Source organism: Streptomyces roseofulvus, assembly GCF_039534915.1.
GTDB classification, from domain to species: domain Bacteria; phylum Actinomycetota; class Actinomycetes; order Streptomycetales; family Streptomycetaceae; genus Streptomyces; species Streptomyces roseofulvus.
Window position 1 is genome coordinate 306,892 of the sequence record NZ_BAAAWE010000001.1, and the last position, 22,071, is coordinate 328,962.

Genomic DNA, 22,071 nt, shown 5'->3' on the forward strand with positions numbered 1-22,071 from the left:
GGCGGGGCCCAGGCGGTCGTCGGCGCTCGGGGCCTGGGGGGGATCGGACTGTGGTGTGACGGCGCAGCACGCCGGTGGAGGGCGGGCGGATCGGAGGAGCGCCTGCCAATTGTTAGCGCTCACATTTTGCTTTGACAAGGCATGGGCGATGTTCTGTTGGGCAGATAGGAGAAGGGGACGACCGCGGCGTTAGCGCTCACACTAGGGCGAGGGGCCGGCGAAGTGTCGTGCCCGTACTCAGGACGCACGTCCGCGCGAGACGGAGGGGACGCTACCGCCGGACCACTGCGGGACGCCGACCCCGGCGCCGACCCCGACCCCGGCGCCGGATGCGGCGTCGGGGTCGGGGTCGGGGTCGCGACAACGGATTGATCTGGCCCCGCAGTTCGACCGGGGCGGCCCGCGGCCGGGAACTCCCCTTCGCTACGAACGGACCGAGGACCGGCGACCGAAGACCGGAGACCGATCAAGCTGACCGTCACGTGGCCACGAGCTTCCGAGAGGATCCTGAGGGCTCGTCGACGTCACGGTTCGAGGTCGACGACTCCCTTGCCGCCCAGGATGTCCAGCGGCACGGACACCTGGTCGTGCGTGATCAGCCATGCGCTGTCGATCTTCCGGAAGCCGAAGGTGACCCGCACCCACATGCCGCCCGCCGCCGTCCCGTCGGACAGCGTGCCGCTGAGGCGGCCGAAGCCGTGGGTGAAGGCCACGTCTTCGCCCACGGTGTGCATCAGGTCGCGTACCTCGTAGGTCACCTCCTGGAAGAACGCGAACACGTTCGCCCAGTTCTTGAGCTTCGCGTCGATCCCCACGTGCTGCAGCGGCGGGTCGATGTCGAAGGACACCACGTCCGTCGCGTAGGAGCGCCTCAGAGCGTCGAGGTCCTTGGCCTGGATCGCGTCGATCACCCCGTCGATGTGGTGGCGGATCGCGGCTTCGTCCGTCTCGCGCTGCGTGGGGGTGGCCGTCCCTCCGTCCGCGCTCCGGGCGACGACGTGGTCCAGCAGTGCGTCGAGGACGCCGAGGTGAGGGGCGCCCGGCTTGAAGGTCGTGAGGTCCTCGAAATCGGTGTGCAGGGACAGCGAGACCTGCGGGGTCACCACCCCCATCTGGAGGAGCTCGCACAGGGTCCGCAGCTGCCGGGCCGCACGGATGCCGCCGCCGGCGCCGTAGGAGACGAACCCGACCGCCTTGTGGGTCCACTCCGCGTACAGGTAGTCGATCGCGTTCTTGAGCACGCCGGGGATGGAGGCGTTGTATTCGGGAGTGATCATGACGAAGCCGTCGAAGCGGGTGACGGTCTCCGCCCACGCGCGGGTGTGCCGGTGCTCGTACCGCCCCGTGAGCGCGGGCAGCGGCTCGTCCAGATGCGGCAGCGGGTGGTCGAGCAGGTCGATCACCTCGAACGCCGCGTCCCCGCGGCGGGCCGCCCTCTCGTGGACCCACCGGGCGACCTGCTCGCCCTTGCGGCCGGGGCGGGTGCTGCCGATGAGTATGCCGATCCTGGTCATCGCTGTCTCCTGAGGTGTCCTGCCCGGGCTCCCCGGGCGGGTGGCGTCTCCGAGGGGTACGACGTCCTGCCCGGGCTTTCCGGGCGGGTGGCGTCTCCGAGGGGTACGACGACACGGCCCCGCGGAACGTCAGGGAGAGCGAGGACCTGACAATCGGACGTGCTGTCTCGTCGGACCGCCGAGGGACGATCCGAGAACAGGGAGCCACCGGAACCATGACCGATCACGCGACGTCACGGCACGACGAGTCCGACGCGGGCCTCGACGCGATCATCAGCGAGCGGCAACGGCTGATCGGCCTCGCCTACCGGCTCCTCGGCTCCCTGGCCGAGGCCGAGGACGCGGTCCAGGAGACCTACACCCGCTGGTACGCCATGTCCCGACAGCAGCAGGACGCCGTCGACTCCCCCGGCGCCTGGCTGACGACGGTCGCCACCCGCGTCTGCCTGGACCTCCTGCGCTCCGCGCGGGTCCGGCGCGAGCGTTACATGGGCGAATGGATCCCGGAGCCGCTGCCCGAGCGGACCGACTGGATCAGCGGGCGCCCCGGCGTCGCCGCGGCCGGCCCCGCGGACCCGGCCGACCGGGTCACGCTCGACGAGTCGGTGAGCATGGCGTTCCTCGTCGCGCTCGAATCCATGACCCCGGCCCAGCGCGTCGCGCTCATCCTGCACGACGTCTTCGGCTACCCGTTCGCCGAGATCGCCGGCATCACCGGGCGTACCCCGGCCGCCTGCCGCGAACTGGCCTCCTCCGCCCGGCGCCGCGTCCGCGCCTCCCTGCCTCGCGCGACCCCGGCCGCCCACCAAGCGGCCCTCGTCAGGGAGTTCAAGCGGGCGTGGGACGCTCAGGACATCGACGCCCTCCTCAGCCTCCTCGCCCCCGGCGCGACGCTCACGGCGGACGGTGGCGGCGTGGTCGCCGCCGCGCTCCACCCGATCGAGGGCAGCGAAGGAATCGCGCGCTACCTCACCGACCTCGCCGTCCGGGCGGCCGGCGCCCTGACGGTCCTGGAGCGCACGGTCAACGGGCGGGCCGGCCTGGTCATCGAGCACGAGGGCGTCGCCGTGGCCGTGTACGCGTTCGACGTCGCGGACGACCGGATCACGCACATCTGGGCCGTGCGCAACCCCGCCAAACTCCGCCCGTGGACGGCGGGCTGACCGGCGGCCTCGACGGCGCGGCACCCCTGGTGACCCGGCGGCTCAGCGGTCCCGCGCCGGGCGGTCGCCGACACGCGGTGTCGGCAGACGCCGGGTGCGGAGCCTCCTCCGCACCCGGTCTCCGCCGCACGCCCGATGCGGGCGTGCGTGAGGAGCGGCGGCCGTCGGCCGCCTTCGCTCCCCCACGCCGGCGCCGCCCCCCGCCACTCCGGGATCGGTCACTTGTGGGCGAGTCGGGCCTTCTTGACCCGGTTGCCGCAGGTGTTCATCGAGCACCAGCGACGGTTCGCGCCGCGGCTGGTGTCGAGGAAGAGGCCGGCGCAGCCCGGGCCTTCGCATGCCTTGATCCGGTGGCGGTCCGGCCCTCCGAGGACGTGGATGGCGTCGGCGGCGAGCACGGCGAGCGCGTCCGGTACCGGTGTTTCCTCGCTGAGGTGCCAGACCGTCAGGCCGTCGTCGAGGGCGGGCGCGGGGCGTCCGGCGCTCGCGGAGCCGTTCAGGATCGCCGCGTCGCCCGGATCGGGGCGTCGGGTGCGCGTGACGGCCAGGCCGGCACGGTAGATCGCTTCCCTCAGGCTGAGCGCGTCCTGGAACGCGGCGGGTGAGACGTCGGGGACGTCGAGCCCCACGGCACGCAACCAGAGTCGCAGCCGGTCGGGGCCGGAGAGCCTCTCGTACGGCGCCGCGCCGGCCCGGTCGCTCAGCGTGGCGGTGAAGCGGAACGCCAGCACCTCGTTGTCGAGCCTGAACAGGTGACGAGCCTCCACCCGGGTCACCGCCTTCCACACCACCATGGACCGCCTCCTGAACCACCTTAGACGGTTCGACACGGACGTCGGACCCCGCCACAATGGAACCGTCTCAGACGGTTCAGAGGTGGAGGGTGCGCGATGGGCGAGTTTGCAGTCATCGGTCTGGGCGGGATGGGGCGGGCGATCGCGCGCAACCTGGTGCGGGCAGGCCACGAGACGGTGGTGTGGAACCGCTCGGAGGGGCCCGCGGAGGAACTGGCCGAGGCCGGGGCCCTGCGCGCCGCGTCCGTCGCGGAGGCCCTCCGGTGCCCCGTGGTGTTCTCCGTACTGTCCGACGACTCCGCCTTCACGGAGACGTTCCTCGACTCCGGCGTGCTCGACGAGGCCCGGCGGGGGGGCGGTCCACGTCAACGTGGCCACGGTCAGCGTCGGGCTGGCCCGTCGCGCCGCAGAGGCGCACGCGGCGCGCGGGGTCGGCTATGTCGCCGCCCCCGTGTTCGGCCGGGTCGGCGTCGCGGAGGCCGGAGCGCTGCACGTCCTCGCCGCGGGAGAGCCCGAACTCGTCGACCGGGCACAGCCGTTCTTCGACGTGATCGGCTCCCGCACATGGCGCCTGGGTGAGCTGCCCGAGCAGGCGAACATCGCCAAGGTCCTGGGCAACTACCTGATCGCCTGTGCGATCCAGTCGCTCGGGGAGGCGGTCAGCGTCGCGGAGGCGGCCGGTGCCGACCCGGGTCAGTTCGTCGAGCTGCTGGCCTCGACGCTCTTTCCCGGCCCCGTCTACTCCGGGTACGGGTCGATGATCGCGCGGCGGACGTACCAGCCGGCCGGGTTCACCACGACACTCGGACGCAAGGACCTCCACCTCGCCCTCGACGCGGCAGCCGGCCAGGCGGTCCCCCTGCCGTTCGGCGAACTGCTCAGGGACGTGTTCGACCAGGCGATCGCCGACGGCCGCGCGGCGGACGACTGGGCCGCGATCGCCGAGCGGCAGCCGCGGTGAACATCGCCGTCTGAACCGATGCAGGGCCCCAGGGCGTACGCCTCCCCGCTCCCCTCCAGACCCGTGGCAGGCAATCAGCCCGCACACGGCAGCCGGCGACTCCGGTCCGCGCCCCGGACCGGGGTCGACGTCTGATCACATCCTGAGACTTCTTGTCTCACTTTTCGGAACTCGGTTGAGTGTGCGGGCGACTTGGGCCAGGCTTCCGCACATGTCACGCCACCGTCTTCCCGAGCACACCGCCTTCCGGCTGGTGCTCATCGGTGTGCACGTGCTCGCGGTCTGCGACATCGACTGTCGCTGAACTCCCGGTTCCGCCGTGGCCGTCCCCGCCCGGCGCCCGGCCTGACGGCACCGACGCCGGCCTTCCGGCTTCTTCCTCGATTCAGTCGCGCCGTCGGCGCGGCCCCGCAGGGCCTCAGCGGCTCCTTCGTGCCGCTGATCCGGCCCTGACACCCACCCCTCGCGTCACCCATGGGTCCCGCGCGCCGCCTTCCGGCAGCGCGTCACCTTCCGACGGCGCATCACCTTCTGAAAGGCCCCTTTCATGCGTATTTCCAGCCCGTTGTCCCGTCGCGTCGTGGTCGCGACCGCCGCCGTGCTCGCCGCCGCCGGCGCTCTGACCGCGTGCGGCCCGGCGGACCCGGCCGCCTCCGGCAGCGGTGCGGACGGGAAGGGGAGCGCGCCCGCCAAGGGGGGCACACTGTTCGTCCTCAACTCCAGCCCCCAGGAGGACTTCGACCCCGCCCGCCTCTACACCTCCGGCGGCGGAAACGTTCCTTCCCTGGTGTTCCGCACGCTCACCACCCGCAACCGGGCGGCCGGGGCCGAGGGCACCAAGGTCGTGCCGGACCTCGCCACCGACCTCGGCACACCCAGCGAGAACGCCACCGTCTGGACGTACAAGCTCAAGGAGGGTCTCAAGTTCGAGGACGGCTCGCCCATCACCTCCGCCGACGTCAAGTACGGCGTCGAGCGCTCCTTCGCGGCCGAACTGTCGGGCGGAGCACCGTATCTGAGGGAGTGGCTGATCGGCGGGGACTCGTACCAGGGCCCCTACGGCAAGGGGAAGAAGACCCTGGACTCGATCGAGACCCCCGACGCCCGGACCATCGTCTTCCGGCTGAGGAAGCCCGTGGGCGACTTCCCGTACGTGGCGACGCAGACCCAGTTCGCCCCCGTGCCCAAGGCGAAGGACACCGGCGCGAAGTACGAGGAGCATCCCGTCTCCTCGGGCCCGTACAAGGTCGTGAAGAACACCAACGACGGCCAGCGCCTCGAACTCGACCGCAACCCCCACTGGTCCGAGAAGCTCGACGACCAGCGCAAGGCGTACCCGGACACGATCGACGTGCGCTCCGGCCTGGACTCCGCGGTGATCAACCAGCGGCTCGCCACCAGCTCCGGTGACGACGCCCGCGCCGTCACCACCGACACCAACCTCGGCCCCGCCGAACTCGCCCGGATCGGCCAGGACAAGGAGCTGAAGGCGCGCGTCGGCATCGGCCACTTCGGCTACACCAACTACCTGGCCTTCAACCCGAAGGTGAAGCCGTTCGACCAGCCCGAGGTGCGGCAGGCGATCGCGTACGCGCTCGGCCGGCGCAGCGTCGTCAACGCGGTCGGCGGCAGCTCCCTCGCCGAGGCCGCCACCACCTTCCTGCCGAACCAGAAGGCGTTCGGCTACACCCCGTACGACCACTTCCCGGCAGGTGAGAACGGCAACCCGGAGAAGGCGAGGGAGGTACTGGCGAAGGCCGGCCACAAGAACGGCATCACCCTCACCCTCACCCACGCCACCGATGAGGGCGAGACCGGCTCGAAGGTGGCCGCCGCCGTCCAGCAGTCCCTCCGGAAGGCGGGCATCGAGGTCAGGTTGGAGGGCCTGGAGAAGAACGCGTACAACGAGCGCCGCTGGGACGCCGGCGACACCCCGGGCTTCTTCATCTCCCGCTGGGGCGCCGACTGGCCCGCGGGATACCCCTTCCTCGCCCCCATCTTCGACGGGCGGCAGATCGTCCGGGACGGCGCCAACTTCAATCACGCGCAGCTCGACGACCCGGCGATCAACAAGGAGATCGACGAGATCGGCAAGCTCACCGACCTGGACGCGGCCGCGGCGCGCTGGGGTGCGCTCGACAGGAAGATCGGCGAGCGGGCGCTGACCGTGCCGCTCTACCACCCCGTCTACCAGCGGCTGGTCGGCAAGGACATCAAGAACGTCGTCATCAGCGACTGGACCGGCGTCCTGGACATCTCGCAGGTGGCGGTCAAGTAATGACCTCGCACGACACGGTGGCGGTGTCGACGGCCCCGGCCGCCGCCACCACGCTGCCCGGGGCCGGTGCCGTGTGGCGCCGGCTCCGGGCCCGGCCGGCCGCGCTCACCGCGGGCGCGGTCCTCGCGGTCCTGCTGGGGGCGGCGCTGGCCGCTCCGCTGCTGACGGCGGCGGCCGGCCAGGATCCGTACACGTACCACGACGACCTGATCGACTCGGCGAGCGGCGGAGCACCCCAGGGGTCCTTCGGCGGCGCCGGGGCCGAGCACTGGCTCGGCGTCGAGCCGGGCACCGGGCGCGACCTGTTCGCCCGGCTGCTGTACGGGGCGCGGATCTCGCTCCTGGTGGCGGTCGGTGCCACGGCCGTGCAGGTGGTGACGGGTCTGGCGGTCGGGCTGGCCGCCGCGCTCGGTGGGCGGTGGGTCGATCACCTGCTCAGCCGCGTCACGGACGTGATGGTGGCCCTGCCGGCCCTGGTGCTGGCGATCGCGCTGACCACTGTGGTCCCACCGGGCTTCCCGCGCCCGCTCCTTCTCGTTCTGGTCCTCGGCGCGCTGGGCTGGGGCGGTGTCTCGCGGATCGTCCGCGCCCACACGCTGGCGCTGAGCGGGCTGGACTTCGTCGCAGCGGCCCGGCTGGGCGGCGCGGGCCGATGGCGGGTCGCCCGGCGCGAGTTGCTGCCCGCGCTCGCGGCCCCCGTCCTCACGTACGCGGCGCTGCTGCTGCCCGGCAACATCGTGGCGGAGGCGTCGCTGTCGTTCCTCGGCATCGGCGTGCACCCGCCCACGCCGTCCTGGGGGCAGATGCTGTCGACCGCGACCACCTGGTTCCGCGCCGATCCGATGTACGTGCTGCTGCCGTCCGTACTGCTGCTGGTCACGGTCCTCGCCTTCACCGTGCTCGGCGACGCCCTGCGGGCGGCACTGGACCCGCGTGAGGCGAGCCGTCTGGGCCGGGCCGGCCGACGCGTCGAGAAGAAGGGGAACCCGTGACCGTCACCCGCTTCGTCCTCCGGCGGCTCGTGGGCGCCCTGGTGGTGCTGCTCGTGCTGTCGGCCGCGCTGTACGCGCTGTTCTACCTGCTGCCCGGCGACCCGGCCCGACTGGCGTGCGGGGAGCGCTGCACGCCGGCGCAGGTCGACCAGGTCCGCGAGCGCCTCGGGCTCGACGAGCCGGTGTACGCGCAGTACCTGCACTTCCTCCAGGGCGTCGTCGTGCCGCGGGACTACGCGGCGGCCGGGTCGCCGCTGCCGTGCGCGGCGCCCTGCCTCGGCCTGTCGTACCAGAACGACCAGCCCGTCACGGCGCTGATCGCGGCGGGCCTGCCGGCCACCGCCTCCCTGGCCCTGGGCGCGATGGTGGTGTGGCTGCTGCTGGGCGTCGGCACGGGCCTGGTGTCGGCGCTGCGGCGCGGCGGACCGGCCGAGCGCGTCCTGACGGTCCTCACCCTCGCCGGGACCGGGACGCCCGTGTTCGTCCTGGGGCTGCTGCTGCTCATGGCCGTCTGCGCCCATCTGCAGTGGCTGCCGTTCCCGACGTACGTCCCGCTGACGCAGGATCCGGAGCAGTGGGCGTGGAACATGCTGCTGCCGTGGCTGACGCTCGGCCTGTTCGAGTCGGCCAAGTACGCGCGGCTGACCCGCTCGTCGACCCTCGAGACCCTCGCCGAGGACCACATCCGCACCTTCCGCGCGTACGGGCTGGGCGAGCGTGCCGTGGTGACGCGGCACGCGCTGCGCGGCGCCCTGCCGCCGGTCATCGCCCTGTCCGCCCTCGACCTCGGTTCGATGATGGGCGGCGCGATGATCACCGAGTCCCTGTTCGGCTTGCCCGGGCTCGGTCGCCTTCTGATCGAGAGCGTCCGTTCCGTGGACCTGCCGGTGGTGGTCGGCATCGTGCTGGTGATCGGCGCGGCGGTGGTCCTGGCCAACGCCGTCGCGGACGTGCTGTACACACTCGCCGACCGAAGGGTGGCCCTGTCATGACGTCTCCGGTTCTCGCCGTCCACGACGACGCCGATGAGGGAGGCGGTGACGGCGGCGGCGCGCTCGTCGACGTGCTGGGCCTGACGGTGGACTTCCCCGCCGGGATCGACGGCTTCGTACGAGCCGTCGACGGGGTCTCCCTGCGGCTCGCGGCCGGTGAGGCGCTCGGCCTCGTCGGCGAGTCCGGCTCCGGCAAGAGCACGGTCGCCGGCGCGTTGCTCGGGCTGCACGAGGGGACCGGCGCCCGCCTCGGCGGCACGGTCCGGGTGGGCGGTGTGGACGTGGGCAGGGCGACGGGCGCGGAGTTGCGGCGGCTGCGGGGCGGCGTGGCCGCGATGGTGTTCCAGGATCCGCTGTCGGCGCTCGACCCGTACCAGGCGATCGGCGACCAGATCGCCGAGGTGCACCGGGTGCACTTCCCCCGCGCGTCGCGGCGCACGGCCCGGGAGCGGGCGGTCGCCGTGCTGGACCGGGTCGGCATCCCCGACGCGGCCCGCAGGGCGCGGTCGCGGCCCCACGAGTTCAGCGGCGGCATGCGGCAACGGGCCCTGATCGCCATGGCCCTGGCGTGCGAACCGCGGCTGATCGTCGCGGACGAGCCGACGACCGCGCTGGACGTCACCGTGCAGGCCCGGATCCTCGACCTGCTGCACGAGGTGCGGGCCGAGACCGGTGCGGGTCTGGTGCTGGTCTCGCACGATCTGGGGGTCGTCGCGGGGAGCGTGGACCGCGTCCTGGTGATGCGGGACGGCGCCGTGGTCGAGCAGGGGCCCGTCGAGCGGGTCCTGGGGGCGCCGGAGCACCCGTACACCCGCCGTCTGCTCGCCGCCGTGCCGCGCCTGGAGACCTCGCGGGCCTCCGTCGTGGCTGCGCGCCCGCCGGGGCCTCCCCGCGGTGACGTGCTTCTCGAAGCCGTCGACCTGCGCAAGGAGTTCGGGCGCGGGCGCCGGCGGACCACCGGCGTGGACGGGGTGTCCCTGACGGTCGCGGCGGGCGAGACGCTCGGCATCGTCGGCGAGTCCGGCAGCGGGAAGACGACGCTGGGCCGGATGCTCGTCGGCCTCCTGGACCCGACCGACGGTTCCGTCCGCTTCCGGGGCGAGGAGGTCAGGGGCGTACGCGGCGGACTGCAGATGGTCTTCCAGGACCCGGTCTCCTCGCTGAACCCCCGCCGTTCGATCGGTGAGTCCGTCGCCGATCCTCTGCGGGTCGCGGGCGCGCGCACGGACCGGGAGATCACCGGTCGCGTGCGCGGCCTGCTGGAGCGGGTCGGGCTGGACCCCGACTGGTACGGCCGCTACCCGCACGAGCTGAGCGGCGGCCAGCGGCAGCGCGTCGGCATCGCCCGCGCCCTGGCGCCCGAGCCGCGCCTCGTGGTCTGCGACGAGCCGGTCTCCGCCCTGGACGTGACGACTCAGGCGCAGGTCCTGGAGCTGCTGGCGGACCTGCAGCGGGAGTTGGGGCTGGCCCTGGTGCTGATCGCGCACGATCTCGCGGTGGTACGGCAGGCCAGCGACCGGGTGGCCGTGATGCGGCGGGGCTCGGTGGTCGAGCAGGGCCCCCCGGACGCGGTGTACGAGACGCCCGAGCACCCGTACACGAAGGCGCTGCTGGCCGCGGTCCCGGTGCTCGACCCGACGGAGAGGGCGGCCCGCCGCGTGGCACGGGCAGCCGCGCTCGACGTGGTGGGTGCCTGAGGGGTGCCCGCCGGCCGCGGCGGTGGGGGCGCCGCGGCCGGGTCCGGCGCCGCGCCGGGTCGGGTCGGTACGTGCAACCGACCCGGCGCTCCGTGAGGGTGCGGTCGCGGCGGTCGGCGCGGGCCTCCGGCGCCCTTGGCCACGCGCGGCCGGGTGAGCGGCGGACGCCGGATGCGGGAAACGTGGGGGTGAGGCGGGGGCTCCGGTCCCCCTCCTCGATCGGCGGCGCGCCGTACTGGGACAATGCCCGTATGCGGATCTCAGCCAGGGCGGATTACGCGGTGCGGGCCGCCCTCCTCCTCGCCGGTGCACCCGAGGGCGAGCCCCTGAAGGCGGAGGCCGTCGCCGAGGCCCAGCAGATCCCGCACAAGTTCCTCGAAGGCATCCTCAGCGACCTGCGGCGCGCCGGGCTGGTGGTCAGCCGGCGCGGGGCCGGTGGCGGCTACCGCCTGGCGAGAGACGCCGAGGACATCTCCGTCGCCGATGTCGTGCGTGCGGTCGAGGGCCCGCTGGTCTCCGTACGCGGCGTACGCCCGCCGGGGCTTGAGTACGACGGGCCCGCGCAGGCGCTGCTGCCGCTGTGGGTCGCCCTGCGCGCGAACGTCCGCCAGATCCTGGAGGGCGTCTCGCTGGCGGCCATCGCGTCCGGCGAGCTGCCCGACCTCGTGCACTCCCTGGCGCGGGACCCGGCCGCCTGGACCAATCCCTGACAGGTCACGCGAGCCTCCTCCTCGCGGCCCAACTCCGCACCTGAGACGCGGCCGTCCACCGTTCGGTCACTCCCCTTCGGGCCCCGCCACCCAGCCGTCCCCAGCACCTGATCCGACCTCCGGCGTCTCACAGGGCGGAATGGGATCGACCACCATGTGAAATGCCTCTTGGGGCCGAAACGCGCCTCTGCCACTATGCCTATCAGCCAGGTGGGAAAACTAGGGATCACGAGAGGTGGTGGCAGCCGTGCGCACGCTGAAGCACGCAGGCGACTCGCTTCCCCTCCTCACGGCCCGCCGGCACATCGATCTCGGCCGCACGGCCAGCGCCATCTGTCTGCCTCTCTGAGGCCGTTCCACGCTGTTCCGTCTTCCGCGCCCGTCCCGTCGGAACACCCCCGCGCACGGCCGAGTTCCGGCGTCTGCCCCGAGGGCATCGCGTCATCCATCCCCGTGCCTCCGCACTCCTTGCAACCCTTCCGTGAAAGGACACCTCCGTGTCTGCCGCCAGACCGCTCACCGCCCTGCGTACCGTCGCCGCCATCGCGGCACTTCCCCTTCTGCTCACCGCCTGCGGCTACGGCTCCCAGGCGGCCGAGGACGACGAGCAGCCGAAGGTCGCGGCCGACGCCAAGAAGCTCTCCGCCGGTGAGGTGCGGATCGGCTACTTCCCGAACCTGACGCACGCCACCGCCCTCGTGGGCGTCCAGGAGGGTCTGCTCCAGAAGGAGCTCGGCGGCACCGTGATCAAGCCCTCGACCTTCAACGCCGGCCCGTCCGAGATCGAGGCCCTGAACGCCGGCTCGATCGACATCGGCTTCATCGGCCCCTCGCCGGCCATCAACGGCTACACCAAGTCCAAGGGCCAGAACCTGAGGATCGTCTCCGGTTCCGCCTCGGGCGGTGTGAAGCTCGTGGTCAACCCGGAGAAGATCAAGACGCTGGACGACGTCAAGGGCAAGCGGATCGCGACCCCGCAGCTCGGCAACACGCAGGACGTCGCGTTCCTCCACTGGGTCTCCGAGAAGGGCTGGAAGGTCGACTCGCAGTCCGGCAAGGGCGACGTCTCGGTGCTGCGGACGGACAACAAGGTCACCCCCGACGCCTACAAGTCCGGCTCCATCGACGGCGCCTGGGTGCCCGAGCCGACCGCGTCGAAGCTGGTCAGCGAGGGTGCGAAGGTGCTGCTCGACGAGTCCGACCTGTGGCCGGACAAGAAGTTCGTGATCACGAACATCATCGTGCGGCAGGCGTTCCTCAAGGAGCACCCGGACGTCGTCGAAGCCGTGCTGCGCGGCACGGTGAAGACCAACGCGTGGATCACCGCCAACCCGGACAAGGCCAAGGAGTCGGTGAACGCGGCATTGAAGAAGGAGACCGGAAAGCCGCTCTCGGCCAAGGTGATCGACGCGGCCTGGCCGTCCATCACCCTCACCGACGACCCGCTCGCCGAGACCCTTCAGGCCCAGGCCGACCACGCGGTGGACGCCGGCCTGCTGAAGAAGCCCGAGCTGGCGGGCATCTACGACCTGACGCTGCTGAACAAGGTGCTCAAGGCCGCGGGCAAGCCGGAGGTCGCCGACGCCGGTCTCGGCGCGAAGTAGGCCCGACCTCGTAGCAGCCCGAAGGCCCCCAGGAGATGACGACCTTGTTCGAGGTCGCGCCGGTGAGTTCGTCACCCTCCTGGGGGCCTTCTGGCTGCCGGCAGGTCCACCCCGCTCCCTCAGGGAGCGGGTCACGGACTCACCGACCGCCGTCGTCGCTGACGCCCCGACACGTCCCCGCAATGTGGGAACACTGGTGCAATGCACGGGAGTTGTGGTCTTCTGGACCCATGAGCCTGCTCGTGATGCGCCGACACGTGGACTACGTGCGCGTCACGACCATGGCCTGTTCCGGCTGACCCCGAGGCCCCGTCCCGGCGTCCGGACACCGGCGCGCCCGCCCCGAAGGGCTCGGCGCCTCTCACGGCCCGTTCTCCCCCGCGTTCCGGTTCCGCCCGCCCTCCGGCCCGGCTTGGACGCGCTTCCGGCCTCCGGGCGGCACGGAACACGGAACCGCGCACACCCCACCACCCACACTTCCTGCACCAGGAGGAGACGCATGAGCGTCCACGACATCCCCGACTCCCGCACCGGCACCGGCAGCCCTGGCGTTCCCGGCGATCCGGAGGTCTTCGCCGCGGAATGGGAGGAGTGGCACCGGGACAAGGACGCCCGGCTCGCCTCGAAGCACGGATTCCTCGCGGTGACCGGTCTGCACTGGCTCTCCCCCGCGCCTCAGAGCTTCCCCGGCGTGCCGGGAACCTGGTCGACGGGGCCCGAGGGGGTCGTCGTGGAACTCGACGACGAGACGGAGTTCGTCGTCGACGGCGAGGCGGTGCGCAAGAGGCACGCCTTCGGCGTCATCCCGGAGCGCGGCGGCATCGACGCCGTCTGGGGCGACACGGTGATCGAGGTCGCCAAGCGCGGCGGCCACGACATCGTCCGCCCCCGGCACCCCGCCCACCCGTTGCTGGTCGCCTTCACCGGCACGCCCGCGTACGCGCCCGATCCGCGCTGGGTGGTCACGGGCCGCTACGAAGCCTTCGACGAGCCGCGGCCGACCACGGTGGGCGCGTCCGTGGAGGGCCTCCAGCACGTCTACGACGCTCCGGGCCGCGTCGTCTTCCACCTGGACGGGCAGGAGCTGAGCCTGACCGCGTTCAACGGGCAGGCTCCCGGGAGCCTCACGGTGCTGTTCACCGACGCGACCTCGGGCGTCACCACGTACGCGGCCAACCGGCAGCTCGGGGTGGCCGCCCCCGGACCCGACGGCACCGTGGTGCTCGACTTCAACCGCGCCACCAACCTGCCCTGCGCCTACACCGACTTCGCGACGTGCCCGCTGCCGCCGACCGAGAACCGGCTGCCCGTCGCGATCGAGGCCGGCGAGAAGATCCCCCACGAGCGCGGTCCCGTCTCCTGACGGGACCGCGCGAGCGTCGCCGGGTCGGCTCGTCGCCGTGGCATGGCGGCGGCGTCACGGCAGCGCCGTGGCCGGCCCGTCCGTCTCCCGGCGGATCCGCTCGGCGACGCCCGGCATCCGGTGACGGGCTCCGTGCCGGTGGCGCGGGGCCCGTCTCACCCCACTCCGCCAAAGGCAGGTTCCCCATGAGCATGTCCGGCTTCCTCCGTGTCGACGAGGCGGAGCCACGGCTGGCCGCGCTGAACGTGGTCGACGTCCGTACCCCCGGCGAGTTCGCCTCCGGCCACGTGCCGGGCGCCGTCAACGTCCCCCTGGAGCGCTTCGAGAGCAGCCTGGCGACGCTGCGGAGCGCCGCCGTGACCGGGCCGCTGCTTCTGGTGTGCGCCTCCGGCGCCCGCTCCGAGAAGGGCGTCGCGGTCCTCGCCTCCCACGGGATCACGGCGGCCGGCCTGACCGGCGGCACCCGCGCCTGGGCCGCCGCCGGTCACCGGCTCGCGCACCCGCCCGGTCCCGTACGCGCCGTCTGGGGGATGGAGCGTCAGGTCCGCTTCACCGCCGGGGCTCTGGTGCTGCTGGGTCTGGTACTCGGTCTGCTCGCGCATCCGGCGTTCCAGCTGCTGTCGGCGGGGATCGCCGGGGGGCTGGTGTTCTCGGCGCTCACCGACACCTGTGGCATGGCGGTGGTCCTCGGCCGTCTTCCTCTCAATCGGCGTCCCGTGAGCCCGGAGGGGCGGTCGGGGAGCGGAACCGGTTGAGCAGTGCCGTGAGGAGGACCGCCGTCAGCGTGCCGGCGACGACGCCGCTGCCCAGGATCGTACGGGCCCAGCCGGGGAAGCCCGCGTACAGGTCCGGGCTGAGCAGCGGCAGCAGCCCCGCGGTGAGCGCGAGGGCGGCGGTCAGCGAGCCGGTGCCCGTCCCGGACAGGTCGGCCCGGCGGAGCATCTCGACGCCCATCACGGCGATGACGGCGTAGACGACGAGGGCGGAGCCGCCGACGACGGCCTCGGGGATGCCGGCCAGGGCGCGGGACACGGGCGTGGCCAGACCGAGGGCGATCAGGAGCGCGCCGGCCCCGGCGGTCACGAAGCGGCTGCGGACTCCGGTGAGGCGGCCGATGCCGATGTTCTCGGCGCTGGTCACCATCAGGGAGGTGCCGAAGAGGCCACCGGCCAGGGAGACCAGGGCGTCCGCGCGGGCGACGCGCGGGACGTCCCGCTCGGGAGCGGGAGTCCGGCCGACGGTCTCGCTGTTGAGCACGGTCTGTCCGGTGATCTCGGCCAGTGTGGTGAGGCTGAACACGAGCAGCGGAAGGGATGCCACCACGTCGAACCGGGGTGTTCCGAAGGGCAGGAACGCCGGCAGCGCGAAGCCGCTCCCGGCCGCGGGGGTGACGGCCCCCAGTCCGGTCGTCACCGCCACGAGCGTGCCGACCGCCATCCCGATGAGGACCGAGGTCTGCCGCCAGACGCCGGTCAGGAGCACGTACGCGGCGACGGTCGCCGCGACGGTGAGCGCGGCGAGGAGCACCGCGCGCGGCTCCCCCGTGCCGTCCGGTCCGGTGACCAGCCGGGCCGCGACCCGGATCATCGCGATGCCGATGAGCAGGACGGTCACGCCCATGACCAGCGGCGGGAAGAGCCGTACGACACGGGCGTACAGGGGGAGGACGGCCAGCAGGAGCGACGCCGCCAGGAAGACGGCGCCGGCGGCGGTCGGTGCCCCGTGGTCCTGCGCGATCTGCAGGAACAGCGCGGTCGCGGCGCCGCCGGGGAGCATGACGAAGGGGAGGCGGCCGCCGATCCGCCAGACGCCGAGGGACTGGAGCAGGGCGCCCGCTCCGCACAGCAGGAGGACGGCGCTGAGCAGCGAGGCCGTCGCGGTCGGGGGCAGCCTCAGGGTGCCGGCGACGAGGAAGACGGTGGAGACCGGGGCGGCGATCATCGCCAGGACGTGCTGGGCCGACAGGGGCACGAGCCGCCGCAACGGCACCGGTGCGTCGACCGTGTCGGGGGCGTGGCCGGCCGGCGTGGTGCGGGTGGCCGTCATGCCGTCGTCTCCAGCCACGGGAGGTCGGCGGCGGCGTAACGGTAGGCGCGGAAGACGGCGTTGGGCTCGGCCGGGAACAGGCCCCGGACCTCGCTCTCGCCGTAGCCGGCGAAGTAGGGGACGACGTACTCCCAGCACAGGTAGCCGTCCTTCGTCACCTCGAACAGTCGCCCGGACGGGGAGTCGGTGACGAGCGTGTTGCCGTTCGGCAGGCGTTGCGCGGAGCCCATGAACGGCGCGAAGAAGAACTCGCGGGCCGGGTCGTGGTACTCCCACACGACGTCGCCCCCGGCCCGGTCGATCTCGATCACCCGGGAGTACGGCACGTCGTGGCCGGGCCGGAAGACGCCGTTGTCGAAGACCAGGAGTCGGCCGTCGTCCAGTTCGGTGGGCGCGTGCTGCTGGCTGACGGTGCCGGGGCGGCTGCGCCAGAGGATCTCGCCGGTGTCGCGGCTGATGACGACGACGGCCGAGACGCTGCGCAGGCTGGCGAGGACGGTGCCGTCCTTCAGGGGCGTGACGCTGTTGATGAGGGGCCAGTGCTCACGGGCGTACGCCTCGTGCAGCGGGTACGCGTCGCGGTCGAGGTGCTCCGCCGCCCGCCAGGACCACAGGAGTTCGCCGTCCGGGCCGACCTCCTGGATGGTGTCGGCCCAGACAACGCCGCCGGCGGCTTCGGATCCGGGCACCCCGCCGCGTACCGCCGCCGCCTCGGGCCCTGCCAGGGGCTCCAGGGCGGTGTAGAGGATGCGGCCGTCGACGAGGTGGTGGGCGTCGTGGTGCTGGAGCGGGTCACGGTGCTCCCGCAGCACGGTGCCGTCGGGTGCCGCGTGGAGCATGACGCCGCCCCGGTACTTGTGCCACATCGGGAAGAGGGCCTTCTCGCCCGGGAGTACGCCGTTGTACGCGAGGGTTCCGCCGGCGAGCAGCCGGGCGTGGCGGCCGGGACGGTAGGGCAGGTCCCAGCGGTGGACGGTGCGGCCGTGGAGGTCGACGAGGTAGACCTCGCCGGTGCCGGTGAGCGGCGCGTAGAGGGTGTAGCCGTCGTAGGCGGCCGTCTCGTCGAGGGCGACGAGGCCGGTGGGACGACGGCGGCGGGAGTTCTGGTCGATCGGGGGCACGTCAGGGCTCCTTGCGTCAAACTTTCTTTGATGAGAGCAACTGACTTTGACGGTAGGAGCCTTGTGTGACGGGCGTGTGTCAGGAGTACGAAACCGTCTCCGGGTTCCCGGCAGGAGCGGCGTAAGGTGCCGTCAAGCGCCGTCGGCCAGGGAGAACGGCGACTCGGGGCGGGGAAGGACAGGACGGATCCATGGACGCCGTGAACACACCGCGGGTGGGTGCCGCCGTACGCCGCCGCCGACGCGCGCTGGACCTGACGCTCGCCGACGTGGCCGGGCGCAGCGGGCTCTCCTCCCCCTTCCTCAGCCAGATCGAGAACGACCGGGCGCGGCCCAGCATGCGGTCGCTGCAGCGGATCGCGGACGCGCTCGGCACCACGGCGGTGCAGTTGCTCGCGGCCTCGGACGAGACCCGCACGGTCGACGTGGTGCGCGCGGGCGACGACAGCGGCCTCGACCGGGAGGCACGCGTCCGGCCGGTGGTGCGCGGCCGCCATCAGCTGCACGCGCTGGAGTTCGTCGGCGCGCACGAGGCGGACCGCGAGTTCCGGCACCGCAACGACGAGTTGATGTACGTGGCGGAGGGGGCCGTGGAGGTGGAGGCCGAGGGCCGGATCCACCGGCTGGGGCGCGGGGACACGCTCCTGCTGTCCGGCGGCGTCCTGCACCGCTGGCGTACGACGGAACCGGGCGCCCGGGTGCTGGTGGTCGCGATCGGCGACCACGTGGAGGTACTGGAGCCCTGACGGGCCGACGGGGCCGGGTGAGGCGGGATGCGTCGGTGGGGTTCGGACGTCGAGTGAACTCCAGGCTCCGTAGGGGAAGTCCTGCCGCTCACGCCCCGGGGCAGTCGGTGCGGTGCCGCCTCGGACGCGCTCAGGCGTCGGCTGCCTCCTGGACGATCCGGTCGAACTGCGCGCCCATCGCTTCGGCGAGCGCCTTCGCGGCGGAGAGCGGGCGGACCATGACCGTGAAGTCGTCGATCTTCCCCTCGTCGTCGAAGTGGAGGAAGTCGCAGCCCTGGATGCGCCGGCCGCCGACGGTGGCGGTGAAGACGAGGGCGTGGTCGCGGCCGGCGGGGTCGGCGATCTCGCGGACGTACGTGAAGTCCTCGCAGACGCGCATCACTCCGCGCAGGATGGCCGCGGTGATCGCCTTGCCGGGATAGGGCTTGAAGGCGACGGGGCTGGTGAAGACGACGTTCTCGGCGAGGAGCGCCTCGATGGCGGCCTCGTCGCGGTCCTCGACGGCCTTGCGGAACGGATGCACGGGACCACCCCTAGTCAATTAATTGAATAGACGCGTCGGAGGCTATCCCGGCGGGGTGTCGCTGTCCATACCCGCGCGGGGCAGGCCAGGGCAGCGCAGGGCAGGCGAGCGGGCGACGGTGGAGGTCCGTCGCCCGCTCGCCTGCTCGCTTACCGGGGGGCAGGGCTGGGTCAGAAGATGCTGTCGTAACGGGTCCAGCTCGTGACGTCGGTCTTCACTCCGGGCTTGAGCGGACTCCTCCAGTCGCCGGTGCCGGAGTAGAAGGTGACGCCGTGGGCGGTGGCGGTGGGGGTGACGGCGGCCATGAGGTCGGCGCGGCCGTCGCCGTTGGCGTCGCCCACGCCGACGACGTCCAGGAAGCCGCCCCAGCCGCCGCCGACCCGGGTGCGGGCGGCGAAGGTGCCGTCGCCCCTGCCGAGGTAGAGCCAGAGGACACCGGAGCGGTCGCGGGCGAGGAGATCGCCGGCGGGGCCGCCGGCGAGGTTTCCGACGGCGGCGACCTCGTTGTAGACGCCCCAGCCACCGCCCACCCGCTTGCGGGCGGAGAAGGGGGCGGACGCGTTGCCGGTGCCGGGGTAGAGCCACAGGACGCCGGCCCTGTCGGTGGCCAGGAGGTCGGGACGGCCGTCGCCGGTGGCGTCGCTGCCGGCCGCGATCCGGTCGTACGTCTGCCAGCCGCCGCCGATCCGGGTGCGGCCGGAGAGCGGCTTGTCCCGGTTTCCGGTGCCCTGGTAGAGCCACAGGACGCCGCTCGTATCGCGGGCCAGGACATCGGGGGCGACGGTGCCCGCGACGTGACCGGCGGTCTCCAGCCGGTCGTACACCTGCCACCCGCCGCCGACCTGCGCCCAGTGGAGGCTCCGTACCGGGCCGCCGACGGCGGTGGGCTGGGACCGGAAGGACCTCAGGAGGCCGCCGGGCTCGCGGCCGAAGAGGTCGGCCGTACCGTCGCCGTCGAAGTCGTGCGGCGCCGGGGGCCGGTTGACCGTGAAACGGCCGGAGAGCCGCAGCTCGGGCCCGATGCCCTCGTCCGGCGCGGCCGTGAGGGACCACTCGTACGCGCCGCCGCGTGCCGGACCCGGCGTCTCCGTGCCCAGGTCGCGGCCGTCCCAGCGCCAGGCGAGGGTGCGCGGCGCCGTGGCGGCGGGGTCCCAGGACCAGAAGGTCCGCGCCCCGCTCGCGACGTGGGTGAGGGTCAGCGTGGCCCGGACGTCGCCGCGGGACAGGTTCCACGCCAAGTCGACCCCGCCCGCGACCTGTTCGCCGGTGAGCGTCGCCGGGACATGGGTGCCGGTCGCGGTCACGGTCGTCGCCTGTCCGGTGGAGGCGACCAGTGCGACGTCCGGCCGGCCGCCGTCGGCGCGCGGCGAGATCCGGTACAGCCCCTCGCCCCGGTCGGGCGTGCCGCCCCGGACCAGCAGCGAGCCGTCGGGTCCGGACACGGCGGAGGAGAACGCGGTGAGCAGCACGGCCTTCTCGCCGGTCGCGATCGACTGGACGGTGAAGGGCCGCACCGTGGGCTGTCCGGTGCGGGCGGTCGTGTCGATGTGGGCCTGCTGGCCGTACGCCAGCCAGTCGCCGACCAGGTACAGCGGGTCGGACGAGTGGCCGCCGCCCGGGCTCCACGTGTACGCGGTCCCGGACCCGGGTCGGGCGACGGCGATCCCCGCGCCGCCCGGTACCCGCGTCTGGCGCCAGGCCACGTGGGTGGCGGAGACGGCGCCCGCTCCGGCGTACTCGCCGTCGCCCTGCGGGTACCAGCTCGACTGCCCCGTCACGAGATCGACGGCGATCTTGGCGGGCATCCGCTCGTCGGCGACCCAGCAGTCGTAGAGCGCGAACCGCGGGCCGGCCCAGCCGCCGGTGGAGTCCCAGCAGTCGACCTGGACTCCGCCGGCCGTCTTGCGGGGCTGCGGCGTGCCGCCGGCGAGCACGTCGGCGTCGAGCGTGAGGGCGTACTGCACGGTGTTGCCGTTCTCGTCCCGCGCGAGGAGGAGGTGGTCACCGGCCAGGCCCACGACGTAGTAGCCGTCGCCGAGCGTGTCGAGGTCGATCACGAGCGGTGCCGTATCGGGCCGCGCCATGTCGCGGACCTCGACGAGCCGGGCGGACGCCTGCGTGGACCGGTCGCCCGAGACGACGAGGTCGCTGCCGCCGCCGAGCGCGTAGGTGCCCGGCAGGACGAGCGAGGACCCGTCCGCGTACCGGGTCCACCGGAACTCGGGAGTGGCGCCACGGGTCTTCGACAGAAAACCGCTGAAGCCCGCCCCGGCGACGTCCGCGTCCGCCGGGAACGGAACGACGGTGCCCTGCGGGCCTTCCTGCACGCCCGGCGGTGTCGCGGCGGCGGCCGGCAGCACGGAGACGGCGCCGCCGGTGACGCCGAGGACGACCGTCGCCGCGATGGCGGCGAGACGGTGGCGGCGGTGGTGGCGACGGCGGTGATGCGTGCGGACGAGTGTCATGTTGATGGTTCCCTCCCCTGGAGCAGGGGAGGCTACCGGATGGGGAACAGGCCCTTCCCACCGGCCTCCGCTGGTGGAGACCGCAGGTCAGGGCGGTTTTCCGGAGCCGCCGCGCACGCGCCCGCCGGGCGGGGCGCAGCAGGCGCGTGCGGGGGTGGATCAGTGGGGCTGGGCGGTCGGCATGATCGTGACCTGCTGGAGGTTCACGTGCGGGGGCAGGGTGGCGAGGAAGCCGATGGTCTCGGCGATGTCGTCGGGGGTCAGCCACCGCATCGACTCCTTGGAGCCCTCCAGCCAGTCCAGGGTGCCCTGGTCGGTGACGTGGCTCTGCAGCTCGGTGCCGACGATGCCGGGCTCGATCGCCGACACCCGGACGTTCTTCGCGCCCAGTTCGACGCGCAGGTGGCGCGAGAGGTGGGTGACGTACGCCTTGGTGCCGGAGTACACGGCGAAGTTCGGGAAGATGTTCTGCGCCGCGATGGACGAGGTGTTGATCAGGTCGGCGACGCCGCGCTCCCGGCCCGCGCTCACCAGGTGCGGGGTGAACGCGCCGATGACGTTCATCAGGCCGGTGATGTTCAGGTCGATCTGGTGCTGCCACTGGCCGGTGGCCCGTTCCTCGATCGGGGCGGGCAGCATGACGCCGGCGTTGTTCAGCAGCAGGTCGGCACCGCCGAGCTCGGTCTCGACGCGGTCGGCCGCCGCCCGGACGGCCTCGGCGTCGGTGACGTCGGCGGCGAGGGCGAGGGCCGTGCCGCCGTTCTCGGCGATCCGCGCGACCAGGTCCTTCAGCCTGTCGGCGCGCCGGGCCAGGACGGCCACGCGGGCGCCGAGCGAGGCGAGCTTCACGGCTGCGGCCTCACCGATGCCGCTGGAGGCGCCCGTGACCACGGCGACGCGGCCTCGGAGCGGGGTGAGGGGAGCGAAGGTGGTGGAAGGGAGGGTGGTGGAAGGGAGGGTGGGCACGGTGAACCTCCGTGGGGCATCGGGGTGGGCGCCGAGGGGATCTCGGTACGTTCTCCATCACAGCGGCCCGGCGCCCCGCTGGCGCCGCCATAGCAGGCCCTCTCCCGGCTGGTACCGGCAGGGCCACCCTCGGGCC

The 22,071-nt window shown here is 72.9% G+C and carries 19 protein-coding genes and 1 pseudogene; 13 read left to right on the forward strand and 7 right to left on the reverse strand.

From position 1 onward, the window contains the following. Nucleotides 1-524: 524 nt before the first annotated feature. Nucleotides 525-1,514 carry an NAD(P)H-dependent oxidoreductase gene (locus ABFY03_RS01490; RefSeq protein WP_319013623.1) on the reverse strand — a complete coding sequence of 330 codons (990 nt, stop codon included), beginning with the start codon at nucleotides 1,512-1,514 and terminating at the stop codon, nucleotides 525-527. A 215-nt stretch (nucleotides 1,515-1,729) separates the two neighbouring features. Here ABFY03_RS01490 and sigJ point away from each other — a divergent pair, with 215 nt between their 5' ends. Next, the gene (gene sigJ, locus ABFY03_RS01495) at nucleotides 1,730-2,677 is read left to right on the forward strand and encodes an RNA polymerase sigma factor SigJ (protein WP_346168895.1); all 948 of its coding nucleotides are present in this window, start codon (nucleotides 1,730-1,732) and stop codon (nucleotides 2,675-2,677) included. Nucleotides 2,678-2,895: 218 nt separating this feature from the next. Here sigJ and ABFY03_RS01500 read toward each other — a convergent pair whose 3' ends face one another. Next, a complete protein-coding gene (locus ABFY03_RS01500; protein WP_346168896.1) occupies nucleotides 2,896-3,471 on the reverse strand; it encodes a CGNR zinc finger domain-containing protein in 576 nt (191 codons plus the stop codon). Between the two features lie 96 nt (nucleotides 3,472-3,567). Between ABFY03_RS01500 and ABFY03_RS37865 the strand changes: the two are divergent. From ABFY03_RS37865 to ABFY03_RS01545, 11 genes and pseudogenes are all read left to right on the forward strand, one after another. Further along, nucleotides 3,568-3,762, forward strand: a pseudogene (locus tag ABFY03_RS37865) (NAD(P)-binding domain-containing protein); the annotation flags it as partial. A 79-nt stretch (nucleotides 3,763-3,841) separates the two neighbouring features. Continuing rightward, a complete protein-coding gene (locus ABFY03_RS01505; RefSeq protein WP_346168897.1) occupies nucleotides 3,842-4,432 on the forward strand; it encodes an NAD(P)-dependent oxidoreductase in 591 nt (196 codons plus the stop codon). A 547-nt stretch (nucleotides 4,433-4,979) separates the two neighbouring features. Continuing rightward, the gene (locus ABFY03_RS01510) at nucleotides 4,980-6,710 is read left to right on the forward strand and encodes an ABC transporter substrate-binding protein (RefSeq protein WP_319013620.1); all 1,731 of its coding nucleotides are present in this window, start codon (nucleotides 4,980-4,982) and stop codon (nucleotides 6,708-6,710) included. After that, the gene (locus ABFY03_RS01515) at nucleotides 6,710-7,702 is read left to right on the forward strand and encodes an ABC transporter permease (RefSeq protein WP_346168898.1); all 993 of its coding nucleotides are present in this window, start codon (nucleotides 6,710-6,712) and stop codon (nucleotides 7,700-7,702) included. The genes ABFY03_RS01510 and ABFY03_RS01515 overlap by 1 nt, the downstream gene beginning before the upstream one ends. Then, on the forward strand, nucleotides 7,699-8,694 hold the full coding sequence (locus ABFY03_RS01520) for an ABC transporter permease (RefSeq protein WP_319013618.1): 996 nt from the start codon (nucleotides 7,699-7,701) through the stop codon (nucleotides 8,692-8,694). The genes ABFY03_RS01515 and ABFY03_RS01520 overlap by 4 nt, the downstream gene beginning before the upstream one ends. After that, nucleotides 8,691-10,391 (forward strand): dipeptide ABC transporter ATP-binding protein, encoded by a 1,701-nt coding sequence (locus tag ABFY03_RS01525; RefSeq protein WP_346168899.1) that lies wholly within the window; start codon nucleotides 8,691-8,693, stop codon nucleotides 10,389-10,391. Before ABFY03_RS01520 ends, ABFY03_RS01525 begins: the two co-directional genes overlap by 4 nt. A 251-nt stretch (nucleotides 10,392-10,642) precedes the next feature. Next, nucleotides 10,643-11,101 (forward strand): RrF2 family transcriptional regulator, encoded by a 459-nt coding sequence (locus tag ABFY03_RS01530; RefSeq protein ID WP_319013616.1) that lies wholly within the window; start codon nucleotides 10,643-10,645, stop codon nucleotides 11,099-11,101. Nucleotides 11,102-11,348: 247 nt separating this feature from the next. Beyond that, nucleotides 11,349-11,450, forward strand: coding sequence for a putative leader peptide (locus ABFY03_RS37870; RefSeq protein ID WP_386723737.1), 102 nt, complete (start codon nucleotides 11,349-11,351; stop codon nucleotides 11,448-11,450). A 148-nt stretch (nucleotides 11,451-11,598) separates the two neighbouring features. Beyond that, nucleotides 11,599-12,705 (forward strand): aliphatic sulfonate ABC transporter substrate-binding protein, encoded by a 1,107-nt coding sequence (locus ABFY03_RS01535; RefSeq protein ID WP_346168900.1) that lies wholly within the window; start codon nucleotides 11,599-11,601, stop codon nucleotides 12,703-12,705. Between the two features lie 499 nt (nucleotides 12,706-13,204). Beyond that, nucleotides 13,205-14,068, forward strand: coding sequence for a DUF1684 domain-containing protein (locus tag ABFY03_RS01540; protein ID WP_346168901.1), 864 nt, complete (start codon nucleotides 13,205-13,207; stop codon nucleotides 14,066-14,068). Between the two features lie 185 nt (nucleotides 14,069-14,253). Continuing rightward, nucleotides 14,254-14,823, forward strand: coding sequence for a rhodanese-like domain-containing protein (locus tag ABFY03_RS01545; protein ID WP_319013613.1), 570 nt, complete (start codon nucleotides 14,254-14,256; stop codon nucleotides 14,821-14,823). Here ABFY03_RS01545 and ABFY03_RS01550 read toward each other — a convergent pair. Together ABFY03_RS01550 and ABFY03_RS01555 are read right to left on the reverse strand one after the other, a co-directional pair. After that, nucleotides 14,771-16,114: a uracil-xanthine permease family protein gene (locus ABFY03_RS01550; protein WP_346168902.1), complete on the reverse strand. Its 1,344-nt coding sequence runs from the start codon at nucleotides 16,112-16,114 to the stop codon at nucleotides 14,771-14,773. The genes ABFY03_RS01545 and ABFY03_RS01550 overlap by 53 nt on opposite strands. After that, complete coding sequence (locus ABFY03_RS01555) at nucleotides 16,111-17,235, reverse strand: aryl-sulfate sulfotransferase (protein WP_346168903.1); 1,125 nt, start codon at nucleotides 17,233-17,235, stop codon at nucleotides 16,111-16,113. The genes ABFY03_RS01550 and ABFY03_RS01555 overlap by 4 nt, the downstream gene beginning before the upstream one ends. Nucleotides 17,236-17,426: 191 nt before the next feature. Between ABFY03_RS01555 and ABFY03_RS01560 the strand changes: the two genes are divergently transcribed. Beyond that, complete coding sequence (locus ABFY03_RS01560) at nucleotides 17,427-17,981, forward strand: helix-turn-helix domain-containing protein (RefSeq protein ID WP_346168904.1); 555 nt, start codon at nucleotides 17,427-17,429, stop codon at nucleotides 17,979-17,981. 130 nt (nucleotides 17,982-18,111) lie between these two features. On the opposite strand, the gene ABFY03_RS01565 is transcribed toward ABFY03_RS01560, so the two are convergent. The 3 genes from ABFY03_RS01565 to ABFY03_RS01575 form a co-directional block, all read right to left on the reverse strand. Then, a complete protein-coding gene (locus tag ABFY03_RS01565; protein ID WP_346168905.1) occupies nucleotides 18,112-18,504 on the reverse strand; it encodes a nuclear transport factor 2 family protein in 393 nt (130 codons plus the stop codon). Between the two features lie 170 nt (nucleotides 18,505-18,674). After that, the gene (locus ABFY03_RS01570; RefSeq protein ID WP_346168906.1) at nucleotides 18,675-20,969 is read right to left on the reverse strand and encodes an FG-GAP repeat domain-containing protein; all 2,295 of its coding nucleotides are present in this window, start codon (nucleotides 20,967-20,969) and stop codon (nucleotides 18,675-18,677) included. 159 nt (nucleotides 20,970-21,128) lie between these two features. Continuing rightward, nucleotides 21,129-21,935, reverse strand: a complete 807-nt coding sequence (locus tag ABFY03_RS01575) for an SDR family oxidoreductase (protein ID WP_346168907.1) — start codon at nucleotides 21,933-21,935, stop codon at nucleotides 21,129-21,131. Between the last annotated feature and the right edge of the window lie 136 nt (nucleotides 21,936-22,071).